Annotated in this window: 17 protein-coding genes and 1 riboswitch; of the genes, 8 read left to right on the plus strand and 9 right to left on the minus strand. The window is 63.2% G+C overall.

Annotated features, from left to right (window positions below):
- Positions 1-23: 23 nt before the first annotated feature.
- From GEV38_RS27730 to GEV38_RS13695, 3 genes are all read right to left on the minus strand, one after another.
- Entirely contained in the window at positions 24-794 is a 771-nt protein-coding gene (locus GEV38_RS27730) for a DUF6708 domain-containing protein (protein WP_236222421.1), read from the minus strand.
- Positions 791-3,976 (minus strand): T6SS effector BTH_I2691 family protein, encoded by a 3,186-nt coding sequence (locus GEV38_RS13690; protein ID WP_173895851.1) that lies wholly within the window; start codon positions 3,974-3,976, stop codon positions 791-793. Before GEV38_RS13690 ends, GEV38_RS27730 begins: the two co-directional genes overlap by 4 nt.
- Positions 3,977-4,156: 180 nt before the next feature.
- A complete protein-coding gene (locus tag GEV38_RS13695; RefSeq protein WP_054572549.1) occupies positions 4,157-5,011 on the minus strand; it encodes a LysR family transcriptional regulator in 855 nt (284 codons plus the stop codon).
- A gap of 92 nt (positions 5,012-5,103) precedes the next feature.
- Between GEV38_RS13695 and GEV38_RS13700 the strand changes: the two genes are divergently transcribed.
- The gene (locus GEV38_RS13700) at positions 5,104-5,532 is read left to right on the plus strand and encodes a multidrug/biocide efflux PACE transporter (protein ID WP_054572550.1); all 429 of its coding nucleotides are present in this window, start codon (positions 5,104-5,106) and stop codon (positions 5,530-5,532) included.
- Between the two features lie 230 nt (positions 5,533-5,762).
- On the opposite strand, the gene GEV38_RS13705 is transcribed toward GEV38_RS13700, so the two are convergent.
- A complete protein-coding gene (locus GEV38_RS13705; RefSeq protein WP_013972500.1) occupies positions 5,763-6,782 on the minus strand; it encodes a branched-chain amino acid aminotransferase in 1,020 nt (339 codons plus the stop codon).
- 282 nt (positions 6,783-7,064) lie between these two features.
- A riboswitch (cobalamin riboswitch) is annotated at positions 7,065-7,278 on the plus strand.
- A gap of 99 nt (positions 7,279-7,377) precedes the next feature.
- Here GEV38_RS13705 and cobW point away from each other — a divergent pair.
- From cobW to GEV38_RS13725, 4 genes are all read left to right on the plus strand, one after another.
- Positions 7,378-8,445: a cobalamin biosynthesis protein CobW gene (cobW, locus tag GEV38_RS13710; RefSeq protein WP_015270204.1), complete on the plus strand. Its 1,068-nt coding sequence runs from the start codon at positions 7,378-7,380 to the stop codon at positions 8,443-8,445.
- A 3-nt stretch (positions 8,446-8,448) separates the two neighbouring features.
- Positions 8,449-12,210, plus strand: a complete 3,762-nt coding sequence (gene cobN, locus GEV38_RS13715) for a cobaltochelatase subunit CobN (protein ID WP_054572552.1) — start codon at positions 8,449-8,451, stop codon at positions 12,208-12,210.
- Between the two features lies 1 nt (position 12,211).
- Complete coding sequence (locus tag GEV38_RS13720; protein WP_054572553.1) at positions 12,212-13,234, plus strand: ATP-binding protein; 1,023 nt, start codon at positions 12,212-12,214, stop codon at positions 13,232-13,234.
- Positions 13,235-13,335: 101 nt separating this feature from the next.
- Entirely contained in the window at positions 13,336-13,902 is a 567-nt protein-coding gene (locus GEV38_RS13725) for a VWA domain-containing protein (RefSeq protein WP_015270207.1), read from the plus strand.
- Between the two features lie 108 nt (positions 13,903-14,010).
- On the opposite strand, the gene GEV38_RS13730 is transcribed toward GEV38_RS13725, so the two are convergent.
- A complete protein-coding gene (locus GEV38_RS13730) occupies positions 14,011-14,277 on the minus strand; it encodes a hypothetical protein (protein WP_013972506.1) in 267 nt (88 codons plus the stop codon).
- A gap of 340 nt (positions 14,278-14,617) precedes the next feature.
- Here GEV38_RS13730 and GEV38_RS13735 point away from each other — a divergent pair, with 340 nt between their 5' ends.
- Positions 14,618-15,943, plus strand: coding sequence for a sigma-54 dependent transcriptional regulator (locus tag GEV38_RS13735; protein WP_054572554.1), 1,326 nt, complete (start codon positions 14,618-14,620; stop codon positions 15,941-15,943).
- A gap of 123 nt (positions 15,944-16,066) precedes the next feature.
- On the opposite strand, the gene yghU is transcribed toward GEV38_RS13735, so the two are convergent.
- Positions 16,067-16,909 carry a glutathione-dependent disulfide-bond oxidoreductase gene (yghU, locus tag GEV38_RS13740; protein WP_054572555.1) on the minus strand — a complete coding sequence of 281 codons (843 nt, stop codon included), beginning with the start codon at positions 16,907-16,909 and terminating at the stop codon, positions 16,067-16,069.
- 200 nt (positions 16,910-17,109) lie between these two features.
- Here yghU and GEV38_RS13745 point away from each other — a divergent pair, with 200 nt between their 5' ends.
- Positions 17,110-18,156 (plus strand): hypothetical protein, encoded by a 1,047-nt coding sequence (locus tag GEV38_RS13745; RefSeq protein ID WP_015270209.1) that lies wholly within the window; start codon positions 17,110-17,112, stop codon positions 18,154-18,156.
- On the opposite strand, the gene GEV38_RS13750 is transcribed toward GEV38_RS13745, so the two are convergent.
- Together GEV38_RS13750 and GEV38_RS13755 are read right to left on the minus strand one after the other, a co-directional pair.
- Positions 18,118-19,311, minus strand: coding sequence for an MFS transporter (locus GEV38_RS13750; RefSeq protein ID WP_054572557.1), 1,194 nt, complete (start codon positions 19,309-19,311; stop codon positions 18,118-18,120). The genes GEV38_RS13745 and GEV38_RS13750 overlap by 39 nt on opposite strands.
- A 247-nt stretch (positions 19,312-19,558) precedes the next feature.
- A complete protein-coding gene (locus GEV38_RS13755) occupies positions 19,559-21,145 on the minus strand; it encodes an ABC-F family ATPase (protein WP_013972511.1) in 1,587 nt (528 codons plus the stop codon).
- Positions 21,146-21,752: 607 nt separating this feature from the next.
- On the opposite strand from GEV38_RS13755, the gene GEV38_RS13760 reads away from it, so the two are divergent.
- On the plus strand, positions 21,753-22,082 hold the full coding sequence (locus GEV38_RS13760; RefSeq protein ID WP_224765924.1) for a hypothetical protein: 330 nt from the start codon (positions 21,753-21,755) through the stop codon (positions 22,080-22,082).
- Positions 22,083-22,213: 131 nt separating this feature from the next.
- Here the strand turns inward: GEV38_RS13760 and GEV38_RS13765 are convergent, their stop codons facing one another.
- Positions 22,214-22,879: an SOS response-associated peptidase gene (locus GEV38_RS13765; RefSeq protein ID WP_015270213.1), complete on the minus strand. Its 666-nt coding sequence runs from the start codon at positions 22,877-22,879 to the stop codon at positions 22,214-22,216.
- Positions 22,880-22,899 lie beyond the last annotated feature (20 nt).

Below are 22,899 nucleotides of genomic sequence, written 5' to 3' on the forward strand. Positions count from 1 at the left end.
CCGCTCGTATCACGCACCCCCTTTCAGGGCGCTGTTCTCGATTCCAGATCCATCTCTGACGGCCAGTTTACCTTCGGTGCCAAACGCAGGGCGAACTCACACCAGAGCACATCGTTGTGGTCTTTGGGTTCGCCTGGTGGTGGCAGGGCTGAGGGGCCTTCCTGCATGTAGGTGCAGATGTAGGCCCAGGCATGCTCATTGGCGCCCATCGTGACCAGAGGAAAACGGTCGATGACATTGTTTGTGCCTGGTGCAACGATGGAGAGTGTGACACCCCATTTGAAAATTAACCCACCGTTTGGCAGTGCGCCGGTCTGGGACCAGCGCTCGGCGCGGACTTGTGGCCAGTCATAACTGACCGGTACGACCTTGCCCTTGTCGAATGGGTTCCACCATTGATGCTTGAAGTTGTAGGCGTAGATTTTATTACGGGCCCGGTTGAATCGAATGGGCAGGTCTCGGGGCGCTGAGAGGTCTGCCCGGAACAGGACAACGGTGCACCATGCTGACAATGAGAGCATGATAATTTCCTGAAGAACACTCTCGATGTCCGTTGGGTCCGTATGCCTGATAACCCAAGGAAGGTCAACCAGGATCGAAATCAGAAAGATAAGTGCCAATATCGAAACGATCCCACGATACGCCATTGCTGAGCGACAAATCTCGAGGTAAATATCATCTTGAAAGTTCGGCGTATGGGGAGCCAAGCCAGGTTCTAGAATCGGTGCATCGAAGGGCGATGGCAAGTCTTCTTGCCAGCCAGTGCAGGGTGGGATCAGTCTTGGGCGGCTCATTGATTTTTGCTCTTGTTGGTGCGTATCTCATTCTCTATTAATACAATCTGAGCGATTGTTGTTTTGTCGTCTTTGTTAGGCCAGAAGTTTAGGGTGAATTCTATTGCCTGGATGGTGTGGTGGTCGGACAATGGCAGCGCTCCTTGAATGGTGAGGGCTTTAGTCATTGGGTCGACCTTTGTGAATGGCTGCATATCGGGTGGTCTTGAGAAGAGCTTATTGGTCGCTCTGTCTTGAGCTTGCAGTTTCAACGGCGACGAACTGTCTGCGGACAGTACAGCTAATTCACTACCTCTAGGTCCGTGGTACAGGCTTAAGCTCCACTCGTAATGCGACAGGTGCTGATTGAAGTTTGGAATGCGAATAAAGAAAATCAGGCTGACGCTTGCCGGGATCGCATTACCATCACTGGTAAATATCGTTGACGCATTTTCTTTGTGGATGGAGTGATTGATTTCGAATTGGATTTGAATCGAGACCTCCGCCTCCAAACCGAGGAGGGATGCATTGAGAGCGGCAATGGCCGCGTCCATATCGGTGTTGGTCACCCATTGGCGATGTGATTCCGGTAACCCCCACTTGGTATTTCTGGCCCAAATCTGCGTTGCTGATGATTCTTTGTGCTTGGCTGAAGTTGCAAGCAGGTAGGCTGCTATGCCCAAGGTGATGCTTATGCCTATCGGGCCAAGTAAAGCGCTGGAGCCAAATGCGGCCCAGACGCCAAATGCTGCGGCCCCGAATGAAGTGGCACTTGCGAACCGGTAGAGGCGAGCTGCAGAGCCATCTCCCACTCTCTCGGATCTAAGGTTTGCATACCTGTACTGAGCCGCATCCATGACACCAGCAAGCGCAGAAATCCCCGCGCCGAATCTGGCAATACCGGTCCCCAATGAGATCGTTGTCACCGTCCCCGGCCACGGTATCTTCGGACGCACAAGCGCAACAGCCAGTCCTGCCGCCTCCACACTCGCCCCCAACAAACCCAGGGAGGAAGACCAGATCGCCGCAAGCGCCTCCGGGTTGTCCTGATGCGTCTCTTGCAACGCTCGATAGTTCTTGCCCAGGCTGTCCTGATGGAACCACATGCTGCCCAAGGCAAATAGCAGCCCGGCACTTCCGCTACTCGCTGCAGCATCCCGCAGGCTGCGCATCGCATCGCTTGCCACGCTTTGCGCGGCCGTAGAACTGATCTTCAAACCACCCGTAACCTGCGCACGCAGCGTACCCGCACCAATCGCAACATTGCGTACCAGCGCCCCGACGCCGCCGGCTGCACCCTCGCGCAACTGCACCAGCCGCGCCTGCAGGCTCTCGGCGCTTTCGAGCGTCCAGAGCATCACCTCGATCATCTGGCTGCGGTTACCCGCTGTCGCAATATTGATCGCCCCACTCAGCACCATGGCCCGCACCTTGCGGCCCAGGGGATCACGGAACTGCTTGTCTACCTGCTGCAGAAACGCATCGGTCCGCGCTTCCAGGGCTTCATTGAGCAGGCTCATGTATTCGCCCACTGTCAGCGACACCCGCAGCGGCGTTACCTGCTGCCCGGCGAACAGTGCAAACGCCGAGCGATGCACATGACCGATCAGGGTCTTGGTCCGTTCACCCAGGTGCTGGCTGAGCGCATTCCCTGCGCTGTTGGTCGCGGCCAGCAACTGGCCAACGGCATCCTGTATCGGCTTGATCATCAGCAGTTGGCCATCGGCGGTACCGGCGATGCCCTTGATGATGTCGTACACCTTGCCGAAGTCGTCCCCGGACAGCGCCCTGGCCACCTGCTGCATCAGCTTCTGATTCTTGGCCAGCAGTGCCTGGTACAACAGGCTGCGGTCGTCTTCCAGCAGCTGCTGCCAGATATGCTGGGTGATCCCGAGCGGCTGACCCTCCTGCGGCAAGGTTTCAGTGGGCCCGCCGGCCAGGCAGGCGGCCATCATCTGGATGAAGTACTCCACCGAAACGGGGGAGGTCGCGTCATAGTCGTAGTAGCCGATCTGCTGAAAAGCCCGCTTGGCATAGTGCCGCGCATACAGATCGCCAACCTGGTCGATCATCGACTGCCAGTTTTTCAGTTCGCGGTCGTAATCGGCCTGGAACGCGGCGCGGGCGCTTTCGTCGTAACGCTCTTCCAGCCGCTCGCGGGCGTCCTGCTGCTTGCGCGCGGTGTTGCGTTCGGTCTGCGCGTCGATGTCCACCGGCGGCAGATACGCCTTGGCCGCGATCGGGCTGTCGTTCCACTGCTCGATCTGCCGGGCTTCCCGCTGCGCGTCCTCGGCACCTTGCACGGCAGCCATGGCCGCGTGCAATTCGCGGATGCCCAGTAGTGCTTGCGAGGTGAAGTATTCGAAGTGCCGCTGCGGCTGCGCCCGCCATTCCTGCAGGGCCTGCACCCAGCCAGTGCGTTGCGCGTTGAGCTCCATGACCATGCCGACCGGGTCGGGCAGTGTCAGCGCCAGCACGCCATTGGGCAGTTGTTCCTGCTGGATGACATTGCGCACATGCGTGCGGGTTTCATGCCAGCGGCCCAGGCGGCTGTAAAAGCCATGAACGCTGGTAAACCTGGCAGAGGAAAAGGTGGAAAACTCCAGCACCTGTTCCAGGCCGAAGCGGAAGCTATCGGTCATGGCGATGCCGAGGCTGGCAGGGTCGTTGCGTGCGGTGTTCAGGTCCACCTCGACGAAGCGGGCGAGGGTGCCCGGGTCACTGTCGGCGATGCCTTGCCGATAGCGGTCGAGTACCGAACGGGGCCAGGGGTCGTTGGCGAAGGCGATCCAGGCCTTGCGGTAGAGCAGGGTATCGATGTTGATGAACGAGGCAATCACATCGTGGCCTTCGGTGGCGCATACCTTGGGTAACGACCTGGGTGGCCCAAAGGGCATCTGCGACACCGGAAAGCGCTGCAAGGTACCTTCCGCCGCTACTTCGTAGGCCTGCCAGATTTCCTGGTCGAGCAGTACGTAGACATAACCTTGGCGCAGGAGGCGCAATTGGTCGGTGTGCATCGGGTGGAAGATGATTTCGCTGTCGTCTGCCAGGCGATAGGGGCGCCCTGTGTCCGGGCGTGGGGCGTAGGCCTCGCGCAGCAGTAGAATCGGCAGGCCGGAGCGTTCGCAGGCATTGCAGGTGCCGTAGGTGTTGGGGATCTCTTCCTGCATGGCGATGTGGATGGCTTTGCTGATGCTCATCAGGAGTTCCTTTCCAGTGATTTGACGCAACGGCCAAAACACTAGCGAGGAACGCTTTCGCGGGGGAGCAATGGGCTTCCTAAAACGTTGTAGGATTTTTCGCTTTAGTCCCCCTGTAGGAGCGGCCTTGTGTCGCGACGGGCTGCGCAGCAGCCCCAGGATCTTGCCGGCAATAAAAGTCTATTGCCCCAACATCTGCCGCACCAGCCACTGCCCCGCCGGCCCGAGCGCGCGTCGGCTCGACCAGGCCACGTCCATGTCAACCCGTCGTGGATACCCGGCCACCTGCAACTCCGCCAGCCCACTGCCAAACCGTGCCACCAGCGCCCTGGGCAGTTCGGCCCAGCCGAACCCGCGCACGGCGAACTCCAGCAAGGTGAGGTAGTCCGGTGCCGACCAGGCTTGGCCACGACCGTGGTGCAGGCTGGGAGCATAGGTCTTGATATACAGCTGCCGGACGTTCTCCAGGTGCTGCGTCTGCACCTGGGGCAAAGCCGCCAACGGATGCCCGCTGGTCACGTACACCCCAAACTCTGCCTGCTCGGGCAAGCGTGCCACGGCAACGTCAGCGGGGTAGCTGGGCTGGGTGGCAAGAATGCCGACGTGTGCCAGGCCCTGCTGGATCAGCTCGATCACATCGGCATCTTCCGACGGGCCGCAGCGCAGCTCGGTATGCGGGTAGTGCTGGGCGAAGCGGGCCATCACCGCGCCCTGGAAGGTCACGCTGTAGCTGTCCGACATCACCACCGAGACCAGTGCCTCGATGTTTTCCGCCAGCCGCACCGCCAGGGCATCGAGCTGGGCGCTGGCATCGAGAATCGCCTCCACATGGCTCAGCACCTGCCGCCCAGCCTCGTTCAGTGTAGGGTGGCGACCGCCACGCTCGAACAACGGGCAACCCACATCGGCCTCGAAATTGGCGATGGCAATGCTGATGGTGGACTGGCTTTTGCGCAACTTGCGCGCCGCAGCGGAGAACGAACCCAGCGATGCGGCTTCGACAAAGGCGACCAGAGCTTCGGGTGAGTAGCGCATGGTATTGATAAAACCGATGGTAGCTATGTCGTGAGTATCAGTTCTATCAAAGAAAATAGGAAGCACGACTCACGCACTGGATGGAATCTGCAATGAAAAATGTCTCTTTCAGCGAACGCCTGGTTCACGCCGTCGGCTATGAAGTGTTCGCCGTGCTGCTGTGTGCGCCGCTGTTGTCCTGGATCATGGGCAAGTCGCTGGCGACGGCGGGGGCGCTGGCGGTGACCCTCTCGGTGATCGCCATGCTGTGGAACATGGTCTACAACGCGCTGGTCGACCGCTACGTGCAGGCCGAGCGTATCCACTGGAAGGCCAGCGCACGCTTTGCACACGGCCTGGGCTTCGAAGCTGGGCTGGTGGTGTGGTGCCTGCCGGTGGCGGCGTGGATGCTGGAGATTTCGTTGCTGCAGGCGTTCATGGTGGAGTTGGGCTTCTTCGTGATCATCCTGCCCTACACCGTGCTGTACAACTGGGCCTTCGACAAAGCCCGGCACCTGCTGATGCAGCGTCGCCTTGCATGAAAACCACCAGCCTGCGCTGCGCCTCGATTTGTGCATTGCGCGGATATCCTGGGGCTGCTTCGCAGCCCTTTCGCGACACAAGGCCGCTCCTACAGGGATGGCGCAGGCTTCAGGCTTGCGCTGTACCTGTGGGAGCGGCTTTAGCCGCGAACACCGGTGCAGCCGGTGCACCCAATAAAAAGGGGCATGCCATCGCTGGCATGCCCCGTTTTTCAAACCGTTAAAGCGCCTCAGGCAACCTTGACGATCCAGCCAGCCGGTGCTTCCACGTCACCGCTCTGGATACCGGTCAGCTCGTTGTAGAGCTTCTGGGTAACCGGGCCGACCTTTTCCAGGTCGTGGAACACGTGCAGCTTGCCGTTGTACTCGATGCCGCCGATCGGGGTGATCACAGCAGCGGTACCGCAGGCGCCGGCTTCGATGAAGCGGTCCAGCTTGTTGATTTCCACATCGCCTTCGATCACGGTCAGGCCCAGGCGCGATTGCGCCAGTTCCATCAGCGACAAGCGGGTGATGCCCGGCAGCACCGAAGCCGATTTCGGGGTGACGAACTCGTTGTTGGCGGTGATGCCGAAGAAGTTGGCCGAACCGACTTCCTCGATCTTGGTGTGGGTCAGCGGGTCGAGGTAGATGGCGTCGGCGAAGTTGGCTTTCTTCGCTTCTGCACCCGGCTGCAGGCTGGCGGCGTAATTGCCACCGACCTTGGCCGCGCCAGTGCCTTGCGGGGCTGCGCGGTCGAAGCTGGAGATCTGGAAGTTGTGCGGCTTCATGCCGCCCTTGAAGTACGAGCCAACCGGGATGGCGAAGATCGAGAAGATGAACTCGGGGGCGGTGCGCACGCCAATGTTGTCACCGGTGCCGATCACGAACGGGCGCAGGTAGAGGGCGCCTTTACCATGCGGTGGCACGAACTTCTCGTTGGCCTTGACCACTTGCTTGCACGCCTCGATGAACACATCGGTCGGCACCTGCGGCATCAGCAGGCGGGCGCAGCTGCGCTGCATGCGGGCGGCGTTCTGGTCCGGGCGGAACAGGTTGATCGAACCGTCCTTGCAACGGTAGGCCTTGAGGCCCTCGAAGCACTGCTGGCCGTAGTGCAGGGCAGTGGAGCCTTCACTGATGTGCAGTACGTTGTCTTCGGTCAGGGTGCCCTTGTCCCACTCGCCATTGCGCCATACGGACAGGTAGCGTTTGTCGGTCTTGATGTAGTCGAAACCCAGCTTGTCCCAATTAATGCTTTCGTTGCTCATGACACCCTCATTGTCTTGCAAGTGCCCGATTGCTCGGGCTGCTGTTATATGCGCACCACGCCACCATAATACATCCGTGGCAGATCGGGAACGGCCAGTCACGAATTGATAGCCTGCAATGCATTTATTGCGGCACGGCGCAGGTATTGCAGTGGGGCTGCGAGGTGCTCGCCACAACATTTTCAGGGCCTGTGAGATCGAGCGCCGCCCGCGCGGCGCTCGATCTCACAGGCGCTAAAAGAATCGAGGCGAGCCAATGGTTGACCACCCGCCAGCCACTGCGTAGCCTTGCCACTTCGAGGTTCTTCGGCCAGGCCGAAGCTAAGACGGGAACGCGGTACAAGCCGCGGCTGCCCCCGCAACTGTAAGCACCGACAACGGATCGACACAGCCACTGCGCTCGCGCGCGGGAAGGCGTCATCCCGCCAGCCTGCTGCACCAGCGGGCACATGGAACGGTGCGAGCCAGGAGACCTGCCTCGTCACGTTTTCGACTTTCAACCGGGCGGGGTGATCCGGTGGCGAACAAGCCCGGCCGGCCTGGCCTGCGGCTGTCGTCCTGCATGCCCGCGCCAATCTGCCAAGGGCAATGCGACATGAAAACACTGGCCAAGCTCCCCGTCACCATCGTCACCGGCTTCCTCGGCTCGGGCAAGACTACCTTGCTGCGCCACATGCTCGACAACGCCCAGGGCCGCCGCATTGCGGTAATCGTCAACGAGTTCGGCGAGCTGGGCATCGACGGCGAAATCCTCAAGCAGTGCAGCATCGGTTGCACCGAAGAAGAAGCCACCGGCCGCGTCTACGAGCTGGCCAACGGCTGCCTGTGCTGCACCGTGCAGGAAGAGTTCTTCCCGGTGATGCGCGAGTTGGTGGCACGCCGTGGCGACCTGGACCATATCCTCATCGAAACCAGCGGCCTGGCCCTGCCCAAACCGCTGGTGCAAGCCTTCCAGTGGCCAGAAATCCGCAATGCCTGCACCGTCGACGCGGTGATCACGGTGGTCGACAGCCCTGCGGTGGCCGCCGGCACCTTCGCCGCCTACCCGGACCAGGTCGATGCCCAGCGCAAGCTCGACCCCAACCTGGACCACGAGTCGCCACTGCACGAACTGTTCGCCGACCAGTTGGCCAGCGCCGACCTGGTGGTGCTGAACAAGGCCGACCTGATCGACGCTGCAGGCCTGGCCAAGGTCCGCACCGAGGTGGCCGAAGAACTGCCTCCGGCGGTCAAGGTTGTCGAGGCCAGCAGCGGCAAGCTGCCGCTGGAGGTGCTGCTGGGTGTGGGCGCCGAGTCCGAGGCGCACATCGATGGTCGCCGTACCCACCATGATTCCCACCATGACGGTGATGACCATGACGATCATGACCACGACGCCTTCGACTCCATCTCCATCGACCTGCCCGAAGCCGACGAAAGCCTGCTGCTCGATGCCCTGACCCAGCTGGTGGTGGAGTTCGGCATCCTGCGCGCCAAAGGCTTCGCTGCCATCCCGGGCAAACCGATGCGCCTGCTGGTGCAAGGCGTGGGTACCCGTTTCGACAAGCACTTCGACCGCGCCTGGCGCGCCGACGAGCCGCGCATCACCCGCCTGGTGCTGATTGGCCAGGACCTTGACGCCGCCCAGCTGGAAGCGCGCCTACGCCAGGCACTGGGCGCCTGACCCATGCACCTGCTGCGGACCCAGCCCGGCGGCTTCGTGCCGGATGACAGCATTGCCGACCTCGGCCAGACGCCCGCCGAGCTGGTGATTCTCTGCAGCGGCGATTCGCACCTGGCATTGCTCGCCGATACCGCCGAGCAATTGCCCGAGGATTACCCCAGCCTGCGCCTGGCCAACCCGATGCAGGTACAGAACCATGCCTCGGTCGACCTGTACGTCGACCAGGTGCTGCGCCATGCCAAGGTCATCCTGGTGTCGCTGCACGGTGGTGTCGGCTACTGGCGCTATGGCGTCGAGCAGTTGGTCGAGTTGGCCGGCCGTGGCGTGCAGCTGATCCTGGTGCCGGGTGACGACCGCCCCGACCCGGAGCTGACCAGCCTGGGCAGTGTCAGCGGCGAGCAGGCCGAACGCCTTTGGCACTACTTGCGCCAGGGCGGCAAGGCCAACGCCATCAACCTGTTCAACTGCCTGGCCAGCCAGTGGCTGGGCCGCGACTATGCCTGGGACGAGCCGCAGCCGCTGCCGCGCACTGCCGTGTATCACCCGGCCAAGGGCAGCGCCACGCTGGAGGATTGGTACCCGCAGTGGCACCCCGAGCAGCCGGTGGCGCCACTGTTGTTCTACCGCTCGCACCTGCAGGCGGCCAACACCGCGTTCATCGATGTGTTCTGCCAGCACCTGCAGGCCGCCGGGCTCAACCCGTTGCCGATCGCCGTGGCCAGCCTCAAGGAAAGCGCCTGCCTGGAGCAGGTCGAAGCCTGGCTGGACGAGGTGGGGGCCGAAGTGCTGGTCAACACCACCGGCTTTGCCCTGTCCAGCCCCGAGCGCCCCAACCTGCGCCCGTTCCGTCGCGACATCCCGGTGCTGCAGGCCATCTGCGCGCAAGACAACCAGCCCGGCTGGGAAGCCAGCGAGCAGGGCCTGGGGGCGCGTGACCTGGCCATGCACATTGCCCTGCCCGAACTGGACGGGCGCATCATCACCCGCCCGGTCAGTTTCAAAGACATGGCCTGGCGCAGCGAACGCAGCCAGTCCGATGTGGTCTGCTACCGCGCCCACCCCGAGCGCATGGACTTTGTCGCCGAACTGGCCCGCCGCTGGGTCGAGCTGGCGCGCCTGCCGAATGCGCAGAAGCGCGTAGCCCTGGTGCTGGCCAACTATCCGACTCGGGACGGCCGTATTGGCAATGGCGTTGGCCTGGACACGCCAGCGGCCGCGCTGAACATACTCAAGGCCCTGCAGGCCGAAGGCTATCCGCTGGCCGACTTGCCGGGCAGCGGCACGCAGCTGATCCATCAGTTGCTCGGTGGCGTGACCAACGACCTCGACCAGCTGGACCTGCGCCCCTGCGCGCAGAGCCTGAGCCTGGCCGACTACCAGGCCGCCTTCGAGCGCCTGCCAGAGGCAAACCGCCAGGCCGTGCTGGAACGCTGGGGGCCGCCGCAGCAGGACCCGATGTACCGCAGTGGCCGGCTGATGGTGGCCGGCCTGCGCTTTGGCTTGACCTTTGTCGGCATCCAGCCGGCGCGCGGTTACCAGGTGGACCCCAGCGCGGTGTACCACGACCCGGACCTGGTACCACCCCACGGCTACCTGGCATTTCACTTCTGGCTGCGCCATGCCTTTGCCGCCGACGCGGTGATCCATGTCGGCAAGCACGGCAACCTCGAATGGCTGCCCGGCAAGGGCGTCGGGTTGTCGGCGCAGTGCTGGCCGGACGCCTTGCTCGGCCCGTTGCCGAACATCTACCCGTTCATCGTCAACGACCCGGGCGAGGGTGCCCAGGCCAAGCGCCGCACCCAGGCGGTGATCATCGACCACCTGATGCCGCCGCTGACCCGTGCCGAAACCTACGGCCCGTTGCGCCACCTGGAGCAATTGGCCGACGAGTTCTACGAAGCGCAGCTGCTCGACCCGCGGCGCGCTCGCGAGTTGCAGCGCGACATTCTCGAACTGGTCAAGGCCAATCACATTGACCGTGAACTGCAGCTGGAAGGCCAGCTGGACGATGCCGCCGTGTGGCTGCCACGCCTGGATACCTACCTGTGCGACCTGAAGGAATCGCAGATTCGCGATGGCCTGCATGTGTTCGGCCAGTCCCCGGAAGGCCGGCTGCGGCTGGATACCTTGCTGGCGCTGTTAAGGGTCGAGCGTGGCGACGGTCGCGGTGGCAATGCCAGCCTGTTGCGGGCCCTGGCCAAGGCGCTGGTGCCAGGCTTCGATCCGCTCGATTGCGAACTTGGCCAGCCGTGGCAAGGGCCACGCCCGGAACAACTGCAGGCCATGAGCAGCGAGCCTTGGCGCACCTGTGGCGATACCCGCGAACGCCTCGAACTGTTGGCGCTGCAGTTGATCGACCAGGCGCTGTGCGGCACCGTGCATTTACCTGCCCAGAGCGAATGGCAGCCTGTGCACGATGTGGTACGGACGCTGCGAGAATCGGTGGCACCCAGCCTGGACGCTTGCGGCAGCGCCGAAATGGATGGCCTGCTGGCGGCGCTGGCCGGGCGTTTCGTGCCCGCCGGCCCCAGTGGCGCACCCAGTCGTGGTCGCCTGGACGTGCTGCCCACCGGTCGCAACTTCTATACCGTGGACGTGCGCAACCTGCCCACCACCACCGCCTGGCGCCTGGGCTTCGCCTCCGCCAACCTGATCCTGGAGCGCCATCTGCAGGACCACGGCGATCACCTGCGCCAACTCGGCCTTTCGGTGTGGGGCACGGCAACCATGCGTACCGGCGGTGATGATATCGCCCAGGCCATGGCGCTGATGGGCGTGAGACCGGTGTGGGCCACCGGTAGCCAGCGGGTCGACGATTTCGAGATCCTGCCGCTCAGCCTGCTCGACCGCCCGCGGGTGGACGTGACCTTGCGCGTTTCCGGCTTTTTCCGTGATGCCTTCGGCAACCTCATCCGCCTGTTCGATGCCGCAGTGCAGGCCGTGGCCGCGCTGGATGAGCCCGACGATCTCAACCCCCTGGCCGCCCGCGTGCGTAGCGAGCGTGCCGCGCTGCAGGCGCAGGGCGTGGACGCCGAGCAGGCCGCGCGCCAGGCTGGCTGGAGGGTGTTCGGTGCCAAGCCCGGGGCCTATGGCGCCGGGGTGCAGAACGCCATCGACGGGCGCCTGTGGCACAGCCGCGACGACCTGGCCGAGGTTTACCTCAACCACGGCGGCTATGCCTACGGCGCCAGCGACGACGGAACCCCGGCCCGAGCCCAGTTCGCCCAGCGCCTGGCCAAGGTGCAGGCGGTGCTGCAGAACCAGGACAACCACGAACACGACCTGCTCGATTCCAACGACTATTACCAGTTCCAGGGTGGCATGCTGGCGGCGTCGGAAACCTTGTCCGGTGCGGCAGTTGCCAGTTATCACGGCGACCATAGCCAGGCCGACCGGCCGCGCATCCGTACCCTCAAGGAAGAGCTGAACCGGGTTATCCGCGCCCGGGCGCTGAACCCGAAATGGATCGACGGGGCCAAGCGCCACGGCTACAAGGGCGCCTTCGAGATGGCGGCGACGGTCGACAACCTGTTCGCCTTCGACGCCACCACGCAACTGATCGACGACCATCATTACCAGGCGCTGGCCGATGCCTACGTGCTCGACCCGGCGACCCGCGACTTCATGCGCGAGCACAACCCCGAGGCCCTGCGCGACCTTACCGAGCGTTTGCTGGAGGCCCAGCAGCGCGGTCTGTGGCAGGCACCGGGCGACTACCGTGAAGCCCTCGAGGAACAACTGCTCGACGGCGAGGAACAGGCTTGAAATGAGTGAACCCGTGCAATTTCCACTGGCGGCCGTGGTCGGTGCCGATGACCTGAAACTGGCGCTGTGCCTGACCGCAATCGACCCGAAGATCGGCGGCGTGTTGATCGAGGGGCCACGTGGCATGGCCAAGAGTACCCTGGCCCGTGGCTTGGCCGACCTGCTCGGTGAGGGGCCGTTCGTGACCCTGCCACTGGGCGCCAGCGAAGAGCGGTTGGTCGGCACCCTCGACCTGGATGCCGCACTGGGGCAGGGCAAGGCGCAGTTCTCCCCAGGGGTACTGGCCCAGGCCGATGGTGGCGTGCTGTATGTCGATGAGGTGAACCTGCTGCCCGACACCCTGGTCGACCTGCTGCTCGATGTGGCAGCCAGCGGCACCAACCGCATCGAGCGCGACGGCATCTCGCACCGGCACAGTGCTCGCTTCGTACTGATCGGCACCATGAACCCTGAGGAGGGCGAACTGCGCCCGCAGTTGCTCGACCGCTTTGGCCTCAACGTGGCTCTGGAAGGCTTGCCCGAACCTGAGGCGCGCCAACAGATCATTCGCCGCCGCCTGGCCTTCGACAGCGACCCGCAGGCCTTTTGCGCGCAATGGGCCGAGGCCCAGGCGCAATTGCGCGAGCGCTGCCAGGCGGCGCGTCAGGCCCTGGCCGGCATTGCCCTGGACGACCAGGCGCTGGCCTGGATCACCGAACGCTGCTATGCCGCTGGGGTCGACGGCCTGCGCGCCGACCTGGTCTGGCTGCGCGCCGCACGCGCCCACTGTGCCTGGCGCGGTTGCGAGGCCATCGAGGAGGCCGATGTCGATGCAGTGGCCGAGTTCGCCTTGCGCCATCGCCGCCGCGTTTCGCCCCAGGCCAACCCGCCTGCGGCGCCGCAGCAGCCTGAACAGCAGCCCGGTCGGCAAGGCGCGGGCAACCCTGGCGAACAGGGCGGGCAGGGCGACTGGGGCGCAATGCCGGCGCAGCCTGTGGCCAGCGGCGCGCGCCGCGAGGTGCCGAACTGGGCAAAAAAGCCCTGAGCATCCCCCAGTCACCTGCCAAAGGGGCGGATGCCAAAGCAGGCGCAGGTAAGCAATACGGTGCCAGCCGAGGCCGGGCGCGCAGTGCTGCGGCCGGTCGGGTGGCCTGGCTGCCGACCCTGCTCAAGGGCCGGCCACGCCAGCGCCAGGACCTGTGCTGGCAGCAACGCCAGGCCAGGCCCGCAGAACTGTGGCTGGTAATCGTCGATGCTTCGGCCTCGACCCGTCGCCACCAGGCGTTGGCGCAAACCAAAGGGCTGCTGGCGGCGCTGTTCGACCAAGCCTACCGCCAACGTGCCCGGTTGGCCCTGCTTACCGCCAGCGGGCGCTCACCGCAGTGGCAGCGCCACGGCCTGAAGGCCTCGGCCGCCTTGCAACCGTGGCTGCAAGCCTTGGGAGCTGGTGGTGGCACGCCGTTGATCGCTGCACTGGAGCAGGCTCGGCACTGGTTGCAGGATCGGCAACGGGCCCACCCCGAAGAAGGGTTACGCTGCCTGGTGTTCACCGATGGTCGCCTGCAACACTGGAATACCGTGCAGCCGATGCCGTGCGCCACTCTGTTGGTGGACATGGAACTGGCGCCGGTGCGCCTGGGCCGTGCGCAGCGCCTGGCGCAGCAACTTCAGGCGGATTACCAGCACCTGCAACAGTTCAGATTGGTGGATTGAAAAAGCACCGGTGCGACACTATGCCGCAATAAGAAAAAGTTGCCAGAACAGCAACCCGGAAGTTGTACAAGTGCGTGGCGACGCACGCACTTGGTTTGCTGGCCGATATTATTTCGGCATTGACCACGGCTGCAGGTCGTAACCTTTTTCGCACAGTTCGGCGCGCACTTCCTCGATCAGGCTGGCCCACTGGGCCGGGTCGGAATAGATGCGCGAAGACACTTGCTTGCTGCCGATGCGGGTGCTGGTCCGGTCGATCACTGCCAGGCTCAGTTCACCAGTACCGTTGGGTGCATCCCAGGCTACGCACTGGAAAGGTTCGAAGGCGTGGTCGGCAATCAGCAGTGCTTCGTTGACACGGAGCGGGGCATTCATGGTTCGGTCTCTCTATGGTCCCAAACATCCAGTTAAAGTCCGCGTTGCTTCGAAGTCGCCTCGGTTATCGAAGTGCAGCGCGGGGTTATGTGTACTGATGCTCGTTGTCCGGGGGCGAGTCACATATTGGTTGTAAAAAAATTTGCCAAGGTCGAATCCGTTCTTGCCCATGCCGCCATGTGATGTCGATAAAGTGCGAAAATTCCCGTCACGCATTGTAAAAAAATGATTCGGCAGACAGACGGTACTGGGAACCGTCAACTTAGTTGCTACTGTTAATCGGGCGCCACAACTTACTGTTTTATTTCAAAAAACTGAAAACTGGCGCCAAGGATTGGTCATGCAGCAGCCTGCCGCCCAACGCCGTTTGCTCATCGTCGACCCCTGCGATGACTGCCATCGTTTGTTACCCGGATTGCGCAGCGCAGGCTGGGATGTGCACAGCTGCATGCTCGACGCCGCGTTGGATTATCCCTGCGATGTGGGCCTGTTGCGCTTGCAGGCGTCGCACCTGAGGCGCCCGGACGGGGTCAAGGACTTGATCAAACGCAGCAACACCGAATGGATTGCCGTGCTCAGCGCCGAACAACTGCGCATGCCGGCCGTCGGCGATTTTGTTTGTGAATGGTTCTTTGACTTCCACACCTTGCCGTTCGACGTTTCCCGCGTTCAGGTCACGCTGGGCCGGGCCTTCGGTATGGCGCGCCTGCGCGGCAAAGGGATGGCGAGGGTGGATGAAACGAGCCACGAACTGCTCGGTGATAGCCGCCCGATCCGTGAACTGCGCAAGCTGCTGGGCAAGCTGGCGCCCACTGAATCGCCGGTGCTGATCTGTGGAGAAAGCGGCACCGGCAAGGAACTGGTGGCCCGCACCCTGCACCGCCAGTCGCAACGCAGCGAGCAACCGTTCATTGCCATCAACTGCGGGGCAATCCCCGAGCACCTGATCCAGTCGGAACTGTTCGGCCATGAAAAGGGCGCTTTCACGGGTGCTCATCAGCGCAAGGCCGGGCGCATCGAAGCGGCTCATGGTGGCACGCTGTTTCTCGACGAAATTGGCGATTTGCCGCTGGAGTTGCAGGCCAACCTGCTGCGCTTTCTGCAGGAAAAGCACATCGAGCGCGTGGGGGGCAGCCAGCCGATCCCGGTGGATGTCAGGGTGCTGGCGGCTACCCACGTGGACCTGGAAAGGGCCATCGAGCAAGGGCGCTTTCGCGAAGACCTGTATTACCGCCTGAACGTGTTGCAGGTAGTGACCGCACCACTGCGAGACCGGCATGGCGACCTGTCGATGCTGGCCAGTCATTTTGCCCATTTCTACAGTCTTGAAACCGGGCGTCGACCGCGCTCGTTCAGCGAGCATGCCCTGGCGGCCATGGGCCGGCATGACTGGCCGGGCAATGTCCGCGAGTTGGCCAACCGGGTAAGGCGCGGGCTGGTGCTCGCAGAAGGCCGGCAAATCGAGGCACAGGACCTTGGGTTGCAGCCCCTGGACCAGGTACAGCAACCGCTGGGCACCTTGGAAGAGTACAAGCACCGAGCCGAGCGTCAGGCGCTGTGCGATGTACTCAGCCGGCACAGTGACAACATGAGTGTGGCGGCCAAGGTGCTAGGTATATCGCGGCCGACTTTCTATCGGTTGCTGCACAAGCACCAGATTCGCTGAGCAGCAGCCCTCGGCTGTGCTCGAGCCTTTGGGAGCAGGCATGCCCGCGAAGCAGGCGCTACGGTGGATGGCACCGGGCTACGCCGGTATTCGCGGGTAAACCCGCTCCCACAAGAGGCCGTGTTATTCGTCCAGGTCTGCCGCTGCATGCCGCTCCGGCACCTGGCTGGCCTCATCCCCCCAGGTCCGGTTCACCCGTGCGCCACGCTGCACCGCCGGGCGCAAGGCAATCTCCTCGGCCCAGCGCTGCACATGCTTGTACTCGTCCACCGCCAGGAACTCCGCCGCGCCATACAGGTTGCCGCGTACCAGCTGGCCATACCAAGGCCACACGGCAATGTCGGCGATGCTGTATTCCTCGCCGCCCAGGTAGCGGCTTTCGGCCAGGCGCCGGTCGAGCACATCCAGCTGACGCTTGGCTTCCATGGTGAAGCGGTTGATCGCGTACTCGAACTTTTCTGGCGCATACACATAGAAGTGGCCAAAGCCGCCGCCCAGGTATGGCGCCGCGCCCATTTGCCAGAACAGCCAGTTCAGGCTTTCGGTGCGAGCAGCTGGCGCTTTCGGCAGCAAGGCACCGAACTTTTCCGCCAGGTACAGCAGGATCGAACCCGACTCGAACACCCGCACCGGCGGCTCGACGCTGCGGTCGAGCAGGGCAGGGATCTTCGAGTTGGGGTTTACCTGGACAAAGCCGCTGGAGAATTGGTCACCCTCGCCAATGCGGATCAACCAGGCATCGTACTCGGCCCCAAGGTGGCCCAGGGCAAGCAGCTCTTCGAGGGCGATGGTGACCTTCACGCCATTGGGCGTGGCCAGGGAGTACAGCTGCAGCGGGTGCTTGCCCTGCGGCAGGTCCTTGTCGTGAGTCGGGCCGGCAACCGGGCGGTTGATGCTGGCGAACTGGCCACCGGACGCGGCGTCGTTGCGCCAGACCTTGGGTGGCACGTAGGCGGGCTTGCTCATGCGTGAATCTCCTTAAATGGCGCGAAACGGTCACGTAGAAACGTGGACCTGCATCTATGCCACGGGTTCGACGAAAAGCGCAAATGCATAGGGCGCGGGCGTGAAGTGCATGACTTCGGTTTCATTCAGGTTTCATCCTGTGCAGCCCAGGGCGGTTCTATGCTGGGCTATCTCTTCGCCCTGCAAGGAACCGCCGGCCGATGACTCTTTCTCGCTGCATGCTGGCGCTGGCCCTGCTCGGTAGCCTTCTGGCCCATGCCGAGGCCGCACCCTGGGTTGTCGGCCTGCACCACATGACTCTGGCCGACCCGGTCGATGCCCGGCCCATGCAGGCGCTGGCGTTCTACCCGGCCATTGGCAAGACCCGCAGCAGCCGGATAGACGGCTACCCGGTCGACGTGAGTGAAGAGGCGCCGGTAGCATTGGGCCAGTTCCCATTGCTGGTGCTGTCCCACGGCAATACCGGCAGCCCGCTGGCCTTGCACTACCTGGCGACGTCGCTGGCGCGCCAGGGTTTTATCGTGGTGGCGGTGGTGCACCCCGGCGACAACGCCCGCGACCACAGCCGCCTGGGCACCCTGAGCAACCTGTACGGCCGGCCGCTGCAAGTGAGTGCCGCAATTACGGCCGCCCGCGATGATGCCTTGCTGGGGCCTTATCTGAACGGTGGCAAGGTTGGGGTGATCGGCTACTCGGCCGGTGGTGAAACTGCCTTGATCCTCTCAGGCGCGCGCCCAGACCTGGACCGCCTGCGCAAGTACTGCCTGGAGCGCCCTGACGACGCCGACGCCTGCAAGACCCACGGTGTACTGATTGCCGACCGCAGCGAGCTGGTGCCAGAGGCCGACCAGCGGGTGGGGGCCGTGATGCTCATGGCACCGCTCAGCCTGCTGTTCGGGCGCCATGCCCTGGCCGGGGTGCAGGTGCCGGCGCTGATCTACAGTGGCGACAGCGACCAGCTGGTGGCGGTGGACCGCAACGCCGAAGCCCTGGCCCGCAAGTTGCCGGTGACACCGGACTATCGCCTGCTGGCCGGCGCCGGGCACTTCGTGTTCATGGCCCATTGCGATGCCGAGCAGTCCGTGCGGATGCCGGCGCTGTGCAAGGACGCCGCAGGTGTGGATCGTCGGCACATCCACCATTCCCTGCAGCAGGAAGCCGCGGTGTTCTTCAGCCAGGCGTTGGGCGCGCCGGAGCCGGCCGAGCGTTCAGCCGCGAGTGGCGCGCCGCGCCAGCAACAGCGTTAGACCGACACCGGCCAGGGCGAGCAACGCGGCCACACAGAAGATCGAGGCATAGCCCAGATGTGCGGCCACTGCGCCCATCACCGGCCCGGCGATGGCCAGGGCCATGTCGAAGAACACGGCGTAGGCCCCCAGCCCTGCACCACGGCTGCTGCTGGGTACCTGCTTGATCGCTTCAACCCCCAGCGCCGGGTAGACCAGCGACAGCCCGAAACCGGTAAGCCCGGCACCGATCAGCGCCCACGGCGGCGACGGTGCCAGCCACAGCAGGCTCAGGCCGAGCACTTCGGTGGCCATGCACGCGACCGCCACGTTGTAGCCACCAAAGCGGTTGACCGCATTGACGAACAGCAGCCGGGAAATGATGAAGCACACGCCAAAGGCACTCAGGCACCAGGCTGCGCCCACCCAGCCGCGCTCCAGGTAATACAGGGTGACGAAGGTGGTCAGGGTACCGTAGCCGATAGAGGCAAGGGTCAGGCCCAGACCGCACGGTGCGACCCGGCCGAAGGCCGACCAGAAGGGCAGGCGCTCGCCGCGCACCACCACCACGTCCGGCCGCTTGCGCAGTACCAGCAGGGCAGATACCGCCAGCACCAGCAATGCCGGCCCCAGCACGCTGAAGTCCAGCCCGTCGACGGCCAGTACACCCAAGGGGGCACCAATGGCGATGGCGCCATAGGAGGCGATACCGTTCCACGAAATCACCCTGGCGGTGTGTTCGGGCCCGACCTGGCCGATGCCCCAGCTCAGCGTGGCTACGCCGATCAGCCCTTGGGCGATGCCCAGCAGCAGGCGCCCGCCGAGCAACAGCGCCAGGCTCAGCAGCGGAAGCGTCAGGGTCCAGGCCGAGAGCAGGGTCAACACCCCGCAGCCGGCAATCCCCAGCAAGCCGAAGCGAATGGCCTGCTTGCCCCCCAGGGTATCGGCCACGCGCCCGGCAAACGGGCGGCTGAGTAGCGTGGCCAGGTATTGCAGGCCAATGGTCAGCCCGGCGACCACCGCGCCAAACCCCAGTTGGTCATGCACATGGCTGGGCAGCACGGCGATCGGCAGGCCGATGCAGAGGAAGGCGATGAAGGTGTAGAAAACGATCGACAGGATCTGCAGGGTGATTTGCAGCGTGTTACTGGCGGGGGCGGGTTGTTGCGCGGTCATGGGCACGTTCGCGGGCGGGCGGTTGGGCGTGGCCCCATCATGGCCGTTGCGCGAAGGAAATGAAAGCAGGCTAACGAATTATTCGTCGGGCAGTGCCAGCCCGTGGGATCGGCGGTGAATTCTTCGCGGGCTCGCCCGCTCCCACAGGGACTGCACAGAATTCAAGGCCTGTGCAGTCCCTGTGGGAGCGGGCGTGCCCGCGAAGAGGCCGGCCCAGCCATACAAGATGGCCAGGCCGCCGCATCAATCAGACCAGCACACCCTGGCTACGCAGGTAATCGTCGTAGGTACCGCTGAAGTCCACCACGCCATCAGCCGACAGCTCGATGATGCGCGTGGCCAGCGAAGACACGAACTCACGGTCATGGCTGACGAACAGCAGGGTGCCCGGGTAGTTCTCCAGCGCCAGGTTCAGCGCTTCGATCGATTCCATGTCCAGGTGGTTGGTCGGCTCGTCCATCACCAGCACGTTCGGCTTCTGCAGGATCAGCTTGCCGAACAGCATGCGGCCTTGCTCACCACCGGAAATCACCTTCACCGACTTGAGGATCTCGTCGTTGGAGAACAGCATGCGCCCGAGGGTGCCGCGGATCACCTGCTCGCCGGAGGTCCACTGGCCCATCCAGTCGAACAGGGTCATGTCGTCTTCGAAGTCGTGAGCGTGGTCCTGGGCGTAGTAGCCCACCTCGGCGCTGTCGGTCCACTTCACTTCACCCTTGTCCGGGGTCATTTCACCGACCAGGGTGCGCAGCAGGGTGGTCTTGCCGATACCGTTGGGGCCGATGATCGCCACGCGCTCGCCAGCCTCGATGGTGAAGCCCAGGTCCTTGAACAGCACTTTGTCGTCGAAGGCCTTGGCCATTTTTTCGACGGTGACGGCCTGGCGGTGCAGCTTCTTGGTCTGTTCGAAGCGGATGAACGGGCTCACCCGGCTCGACGGCTTGACCTCGGCCAGCTGGATCTTGTCGATCTGCTTGGCCCGCGAGGTGGCCTGCTTGGCCTTCGAGGCGTTGGCCGAGAAGCGGCTGACGAAGGTCTGCAGTTCGGCGATCTGGGCTTTCTTCTTGGCGTTGTCCGACAGCAGCTGCTCGCGGGCCTGGGTGGCAGCGGTCATGTACTCGTCGTAGTTGCCCGGGAACACGCGCAGCTCGCCGTAGTCCAGGTCGGCCATGTGGGTGCAGACACTGTTGAGGAAGTGTCGGTCGTGGGAAATGATCACCATGGTGCTATTGCGCGCGGTGAGGATGTTTTCCAGCCAGCGGATGGTGTTGATGTCCAGGTGGTTGGTCGGCTCGTCGAGCAGCAGTACGTCCGGGTCCGAGAACAGCGCCTGGGCCAGCAGGACACGCAGCTTCCAGCCCGGAGCCACCTCGCTCATCGGGCCGAAGTGCTGTTCCAGCGGAATACCCAGGCCCAGCAACAGTTCACCGGCACGGGATTCGGCGGTGTAGCCGTCCATCTCGGCGAATTCGGTTTCCAGCTCGGCGACGGCCATGCCGTCTTCCTCGGTCATTTCCGGCAGCGAGTAGATGCGATCGCGCTCGGCCTTGACCTTCCACAGCTGGCCGTGGCCCATGATCACCGTGTCGATCACGGTGAATTCCTCGTAGGCGAACTGGTCCTGGCGCAGCTTGCCCAGGCGCGTGTTCGGCTCGAGCATGACCTGGCCGCCCGACGGTTCGAGGTCACCGCCGAGGATCTTCATGAAGGTCGACTTGCCGCAACCGTTGGCGCCGATCAGGCCGTAGCGGTTGCCGTTGTTGAATTTGACGGAAACGTTTTCGAACAGCGGCTTGGAGCCGAACTGCATGGTGATGTTAGCGGTGGAGATCAAGAGGCTTACCTATCAATAACTTACGTGACTACTTCGCAGCGTCGGACCCATTTCGGACCAATCAGGAGCTTTTCCAGCTGCTGCCAGTCGTTGGACGAGTTAATCCAGCGCGCATGAGTCGATAAGAGCATCTGCACGCTATGCCCGAGCTGATGGGCGATGAATGCGGGATTGAGACCAGACATTGAGCACATTGTCGCATAGGTGCGACGGCAGTTATACGGGGGCGGTATCTGATCCCCGGACCCTTGACGATCGGGCGCTACTGATGGTGCTGGTTTTACGTGCTCACCGTTCTTCCCGGGCGGGATGACCAATGGCGATTCGGCGAAATGCGCTTTGCCTTGAGCACGCCGTTTGGCGCGCGGTCCACTCAATCGTCATGGATGCTCCAGGTGTTGGCCTGATCGGGGAGGAGTCATTGGTTGAAAGGGGGTGATATGCTTCCTCCGCTTACCAAACAGGGAGATTGGTAATGGGTTTGTTGCGAAGGTTCAGGACGTTTGGCTTACGAATAAAGCCGACTAGATCTCCGACGGCAGCGTTCGTTTGCCTGGCGATGTGGATAGCGATCCTGCGATACGGGGACCCATCCGCGTCATTTATCATGTATTCGGTGCCTTTCGGCATTGCTCTGATCGCGCTGGGGCCGCTGGAGCTGCTGCCAGAACAATGGCCCAGGCTCAATTTTCTGGCGAATGCCCTGGCCAGCGGTTTCTTCTTTGTCAGCATCATGTTCGCTGGCGTGGCACTGTCTTATGAAATGCCGTTGGAGAATGGCGGAAGAACAACCTTCTGCCTTGGCTTCTGGGCTTTACAGCTGTTTATTCTGCACAAGGCTCAGCCCTGGATAAAGCAGTCACCTTTTCGTCGACTTGGCGAGTATCGCATGGCGTACTCCCCTCCGGAGGCCAGCCAAAGAGCCGAGCGGGATTGACGTTGGTGATGGGGGAATGAGCAGTCGCCCGAAAGTGGTGATTGGCCCGTGGTTTCTGTCCAAGCTGTTCAAACGGGTTCCGTACAGGTCGATTTCTGATACCAAAGCGCGCGGAAAGGATTTGCCTCCATTCATTGAAGCGGGTTTATCAGCTCGGCACCTTGGTTACGCACATTCCCCACGGCGATACCCACCCGGTACCAGTCGAAGGCTTCGGCCGGCTCACCCAGGTTGAGCACCAGTTGTTCTGCGCGCTCGCTCGGCATTGCTGCCGCGATCCACTCGTACGCCAGTTCTGGCGACAACACGACAGGCCGGCGGTCGTGAACGTCGACCATTCCGCCCTGAGCGTCGGCGGTGATGATGACGAACCCGTCGCGCTCTGTGCCGGTGAACTGGCCGATCGAGGCACAAAGGGCAGGGCGCCCATCCTGGCGGCGGATGTAGTACGGCTGCTTCTTCGGCCCACCTTCATCAACCCATTCGTACCAGCCGTCGATTGGGGTGATGGCCCGGTGTGGCCAGATCTCCCGGAAGAATGGACCATGCGCCACCTTCTCGACGCGGGCGTTGATCGGCGCAGCGCGATCATTCGCCCAGTGCGGCCGCCATCCCCACTTCACCAGGTCCGCTCGTGGGCCTGCATCATCCATCCGCAGTACTGCCACCGGCGTGGTCGGCGCGATGTTGTACCGGCCAAGCGGCTGGTCGCCGACGTTGTTCCGCCAGGCCTCTGGCAGGCTCAGGGTTTCAACGAAGTCATGTATGCCACGGTACTGGCTGAGCCTTCCGCACATACGCCCTCCTACCGAAACCT

The sequence above is a fragment of the Pseudomonas sp. 13159349 genome (assembly GCF_013305685.1).
GTDB classification, from domain to species: Bacteria; Pseudomonadota; Gammaproteobacteria; order Pseudomonadales; family Pseudomonadaceae; genus Aquipseudomonas; species Aquipseudomonas asiatica.

What these genes read in the sequence shown, in the direction of transcription:
- GEV38_RS13765 (WP_015270213.1), bottom strand. Translation starts at nt 22,879, where the DNA reads ATGTGCGGAAGGCTCAGCCAGTACCGTGGCATACATGACTTCGTTGAA.
- GEV38_RS13730 (WP_013972506.1), bottom strand. Translation starts at nt 14,277, where the DNA reads ATGAATGCCCCGCTCCGTGTCAACGAAGCACTGCTGATTGCCGACCAC.
- GEV38_RS13735 (WP_054572554.1), top strand. Translation starts at nt 14,618, where the DNA reads ATGCAGCAGCCTGCCGCCCAACGCCGTTTGCTCATCGTCGACCCCTGC.
- GEV38_RS13700 (WP_054572550.1), top strand. Translation starts at nt 5,104, where the DNA reads ATGAAAAATGTCTCTTTCAGCGAACGCCTGGTTCACGCCGTCGGCTAT.
- GEV38_RS13750 (WP_054572557.1), bottom strand. Translation starts at nt 19,311, where the DNA reads ATGACCGCGCAACAACCCGCCCCCGCCAGTAACACGCTGCAAATCACC.
- yghU (WP_054572555.1), bottom strand. Translation starts at nt 16,909, where the DNA reads ATGAGCAAGCCCGCCTACGTGCCACCCAAGGTCTGGCGCAACGACGCC.
- cobN (WP_054572552.1), top strand. Translation starts at nt 8,449, where the DNA reads ATGCACCTGCTGCGGACCCAGCCCGGCGGCTTCGTGCCGGATGACAGC.
- GEV38_RS13720 (WP_054572553.1), top strand. Translation starts at nt 12,212, where the DNA reads ATGAGTGAACCCGTGCAATTTCCACTGGCGGCCGTGGTCGGTGCCGAT.
- GEV38_RS27730 (WP_236222421.1), bottom strand. Translation starts at nt 794, where the DNA reads ATGAGCCGCCCAAGACTGATCCCACCCTGCACTGGCTGGCAAGAAGAC.
- GEV38_RS13745 (WP_015270209.1), top strand. Translation starts at nt 17,110, where the DNA reads ATGACTCTTTCTCGCTGCATGCTGGCGCTGGCCCTGCTCGGTAGCCTT.
- cobW (WP_015270204.1), top strand. Translation starts at nt 7,378, where the DNA reads ATGAAAACACTGGCCAAGCTCCCCGTCACCATCGTCACCGGCTTCCTC.
- GEV38_RS13695 (WP_054572549.1), bottom strand. Translation starts at nt 5,011, where the DNA reads ATGCGCTACTCACCCGAAGCTCTGGTCGCCTTTGTCGAAGCCGCATCG.
- GEV38_RS13705 (WP_013972500.1), bottom strand. Translation starts at nt 6,782, where the DNA reads ATGAGCAACGAAAGCATTAATTGGGACAAGCTGGGTTTCGACTACATC.
- GEV38_RS13690 (WP_173895851.1), bottom strand. Translation starts at nt 3,976, where the DNA reads ATGAGCATCAGCAAAGCCATCCACATCGCCATGCAGGAAGAGATCCCC.
- GEV38_RS13760 (WP_224765924.1), top strand. Translation starts at nt 21,753, where the DNA reads ATGTATTCGGTGCCTTTCGGCATTGCTCTGATCGCGCTGGGGCCGCTG.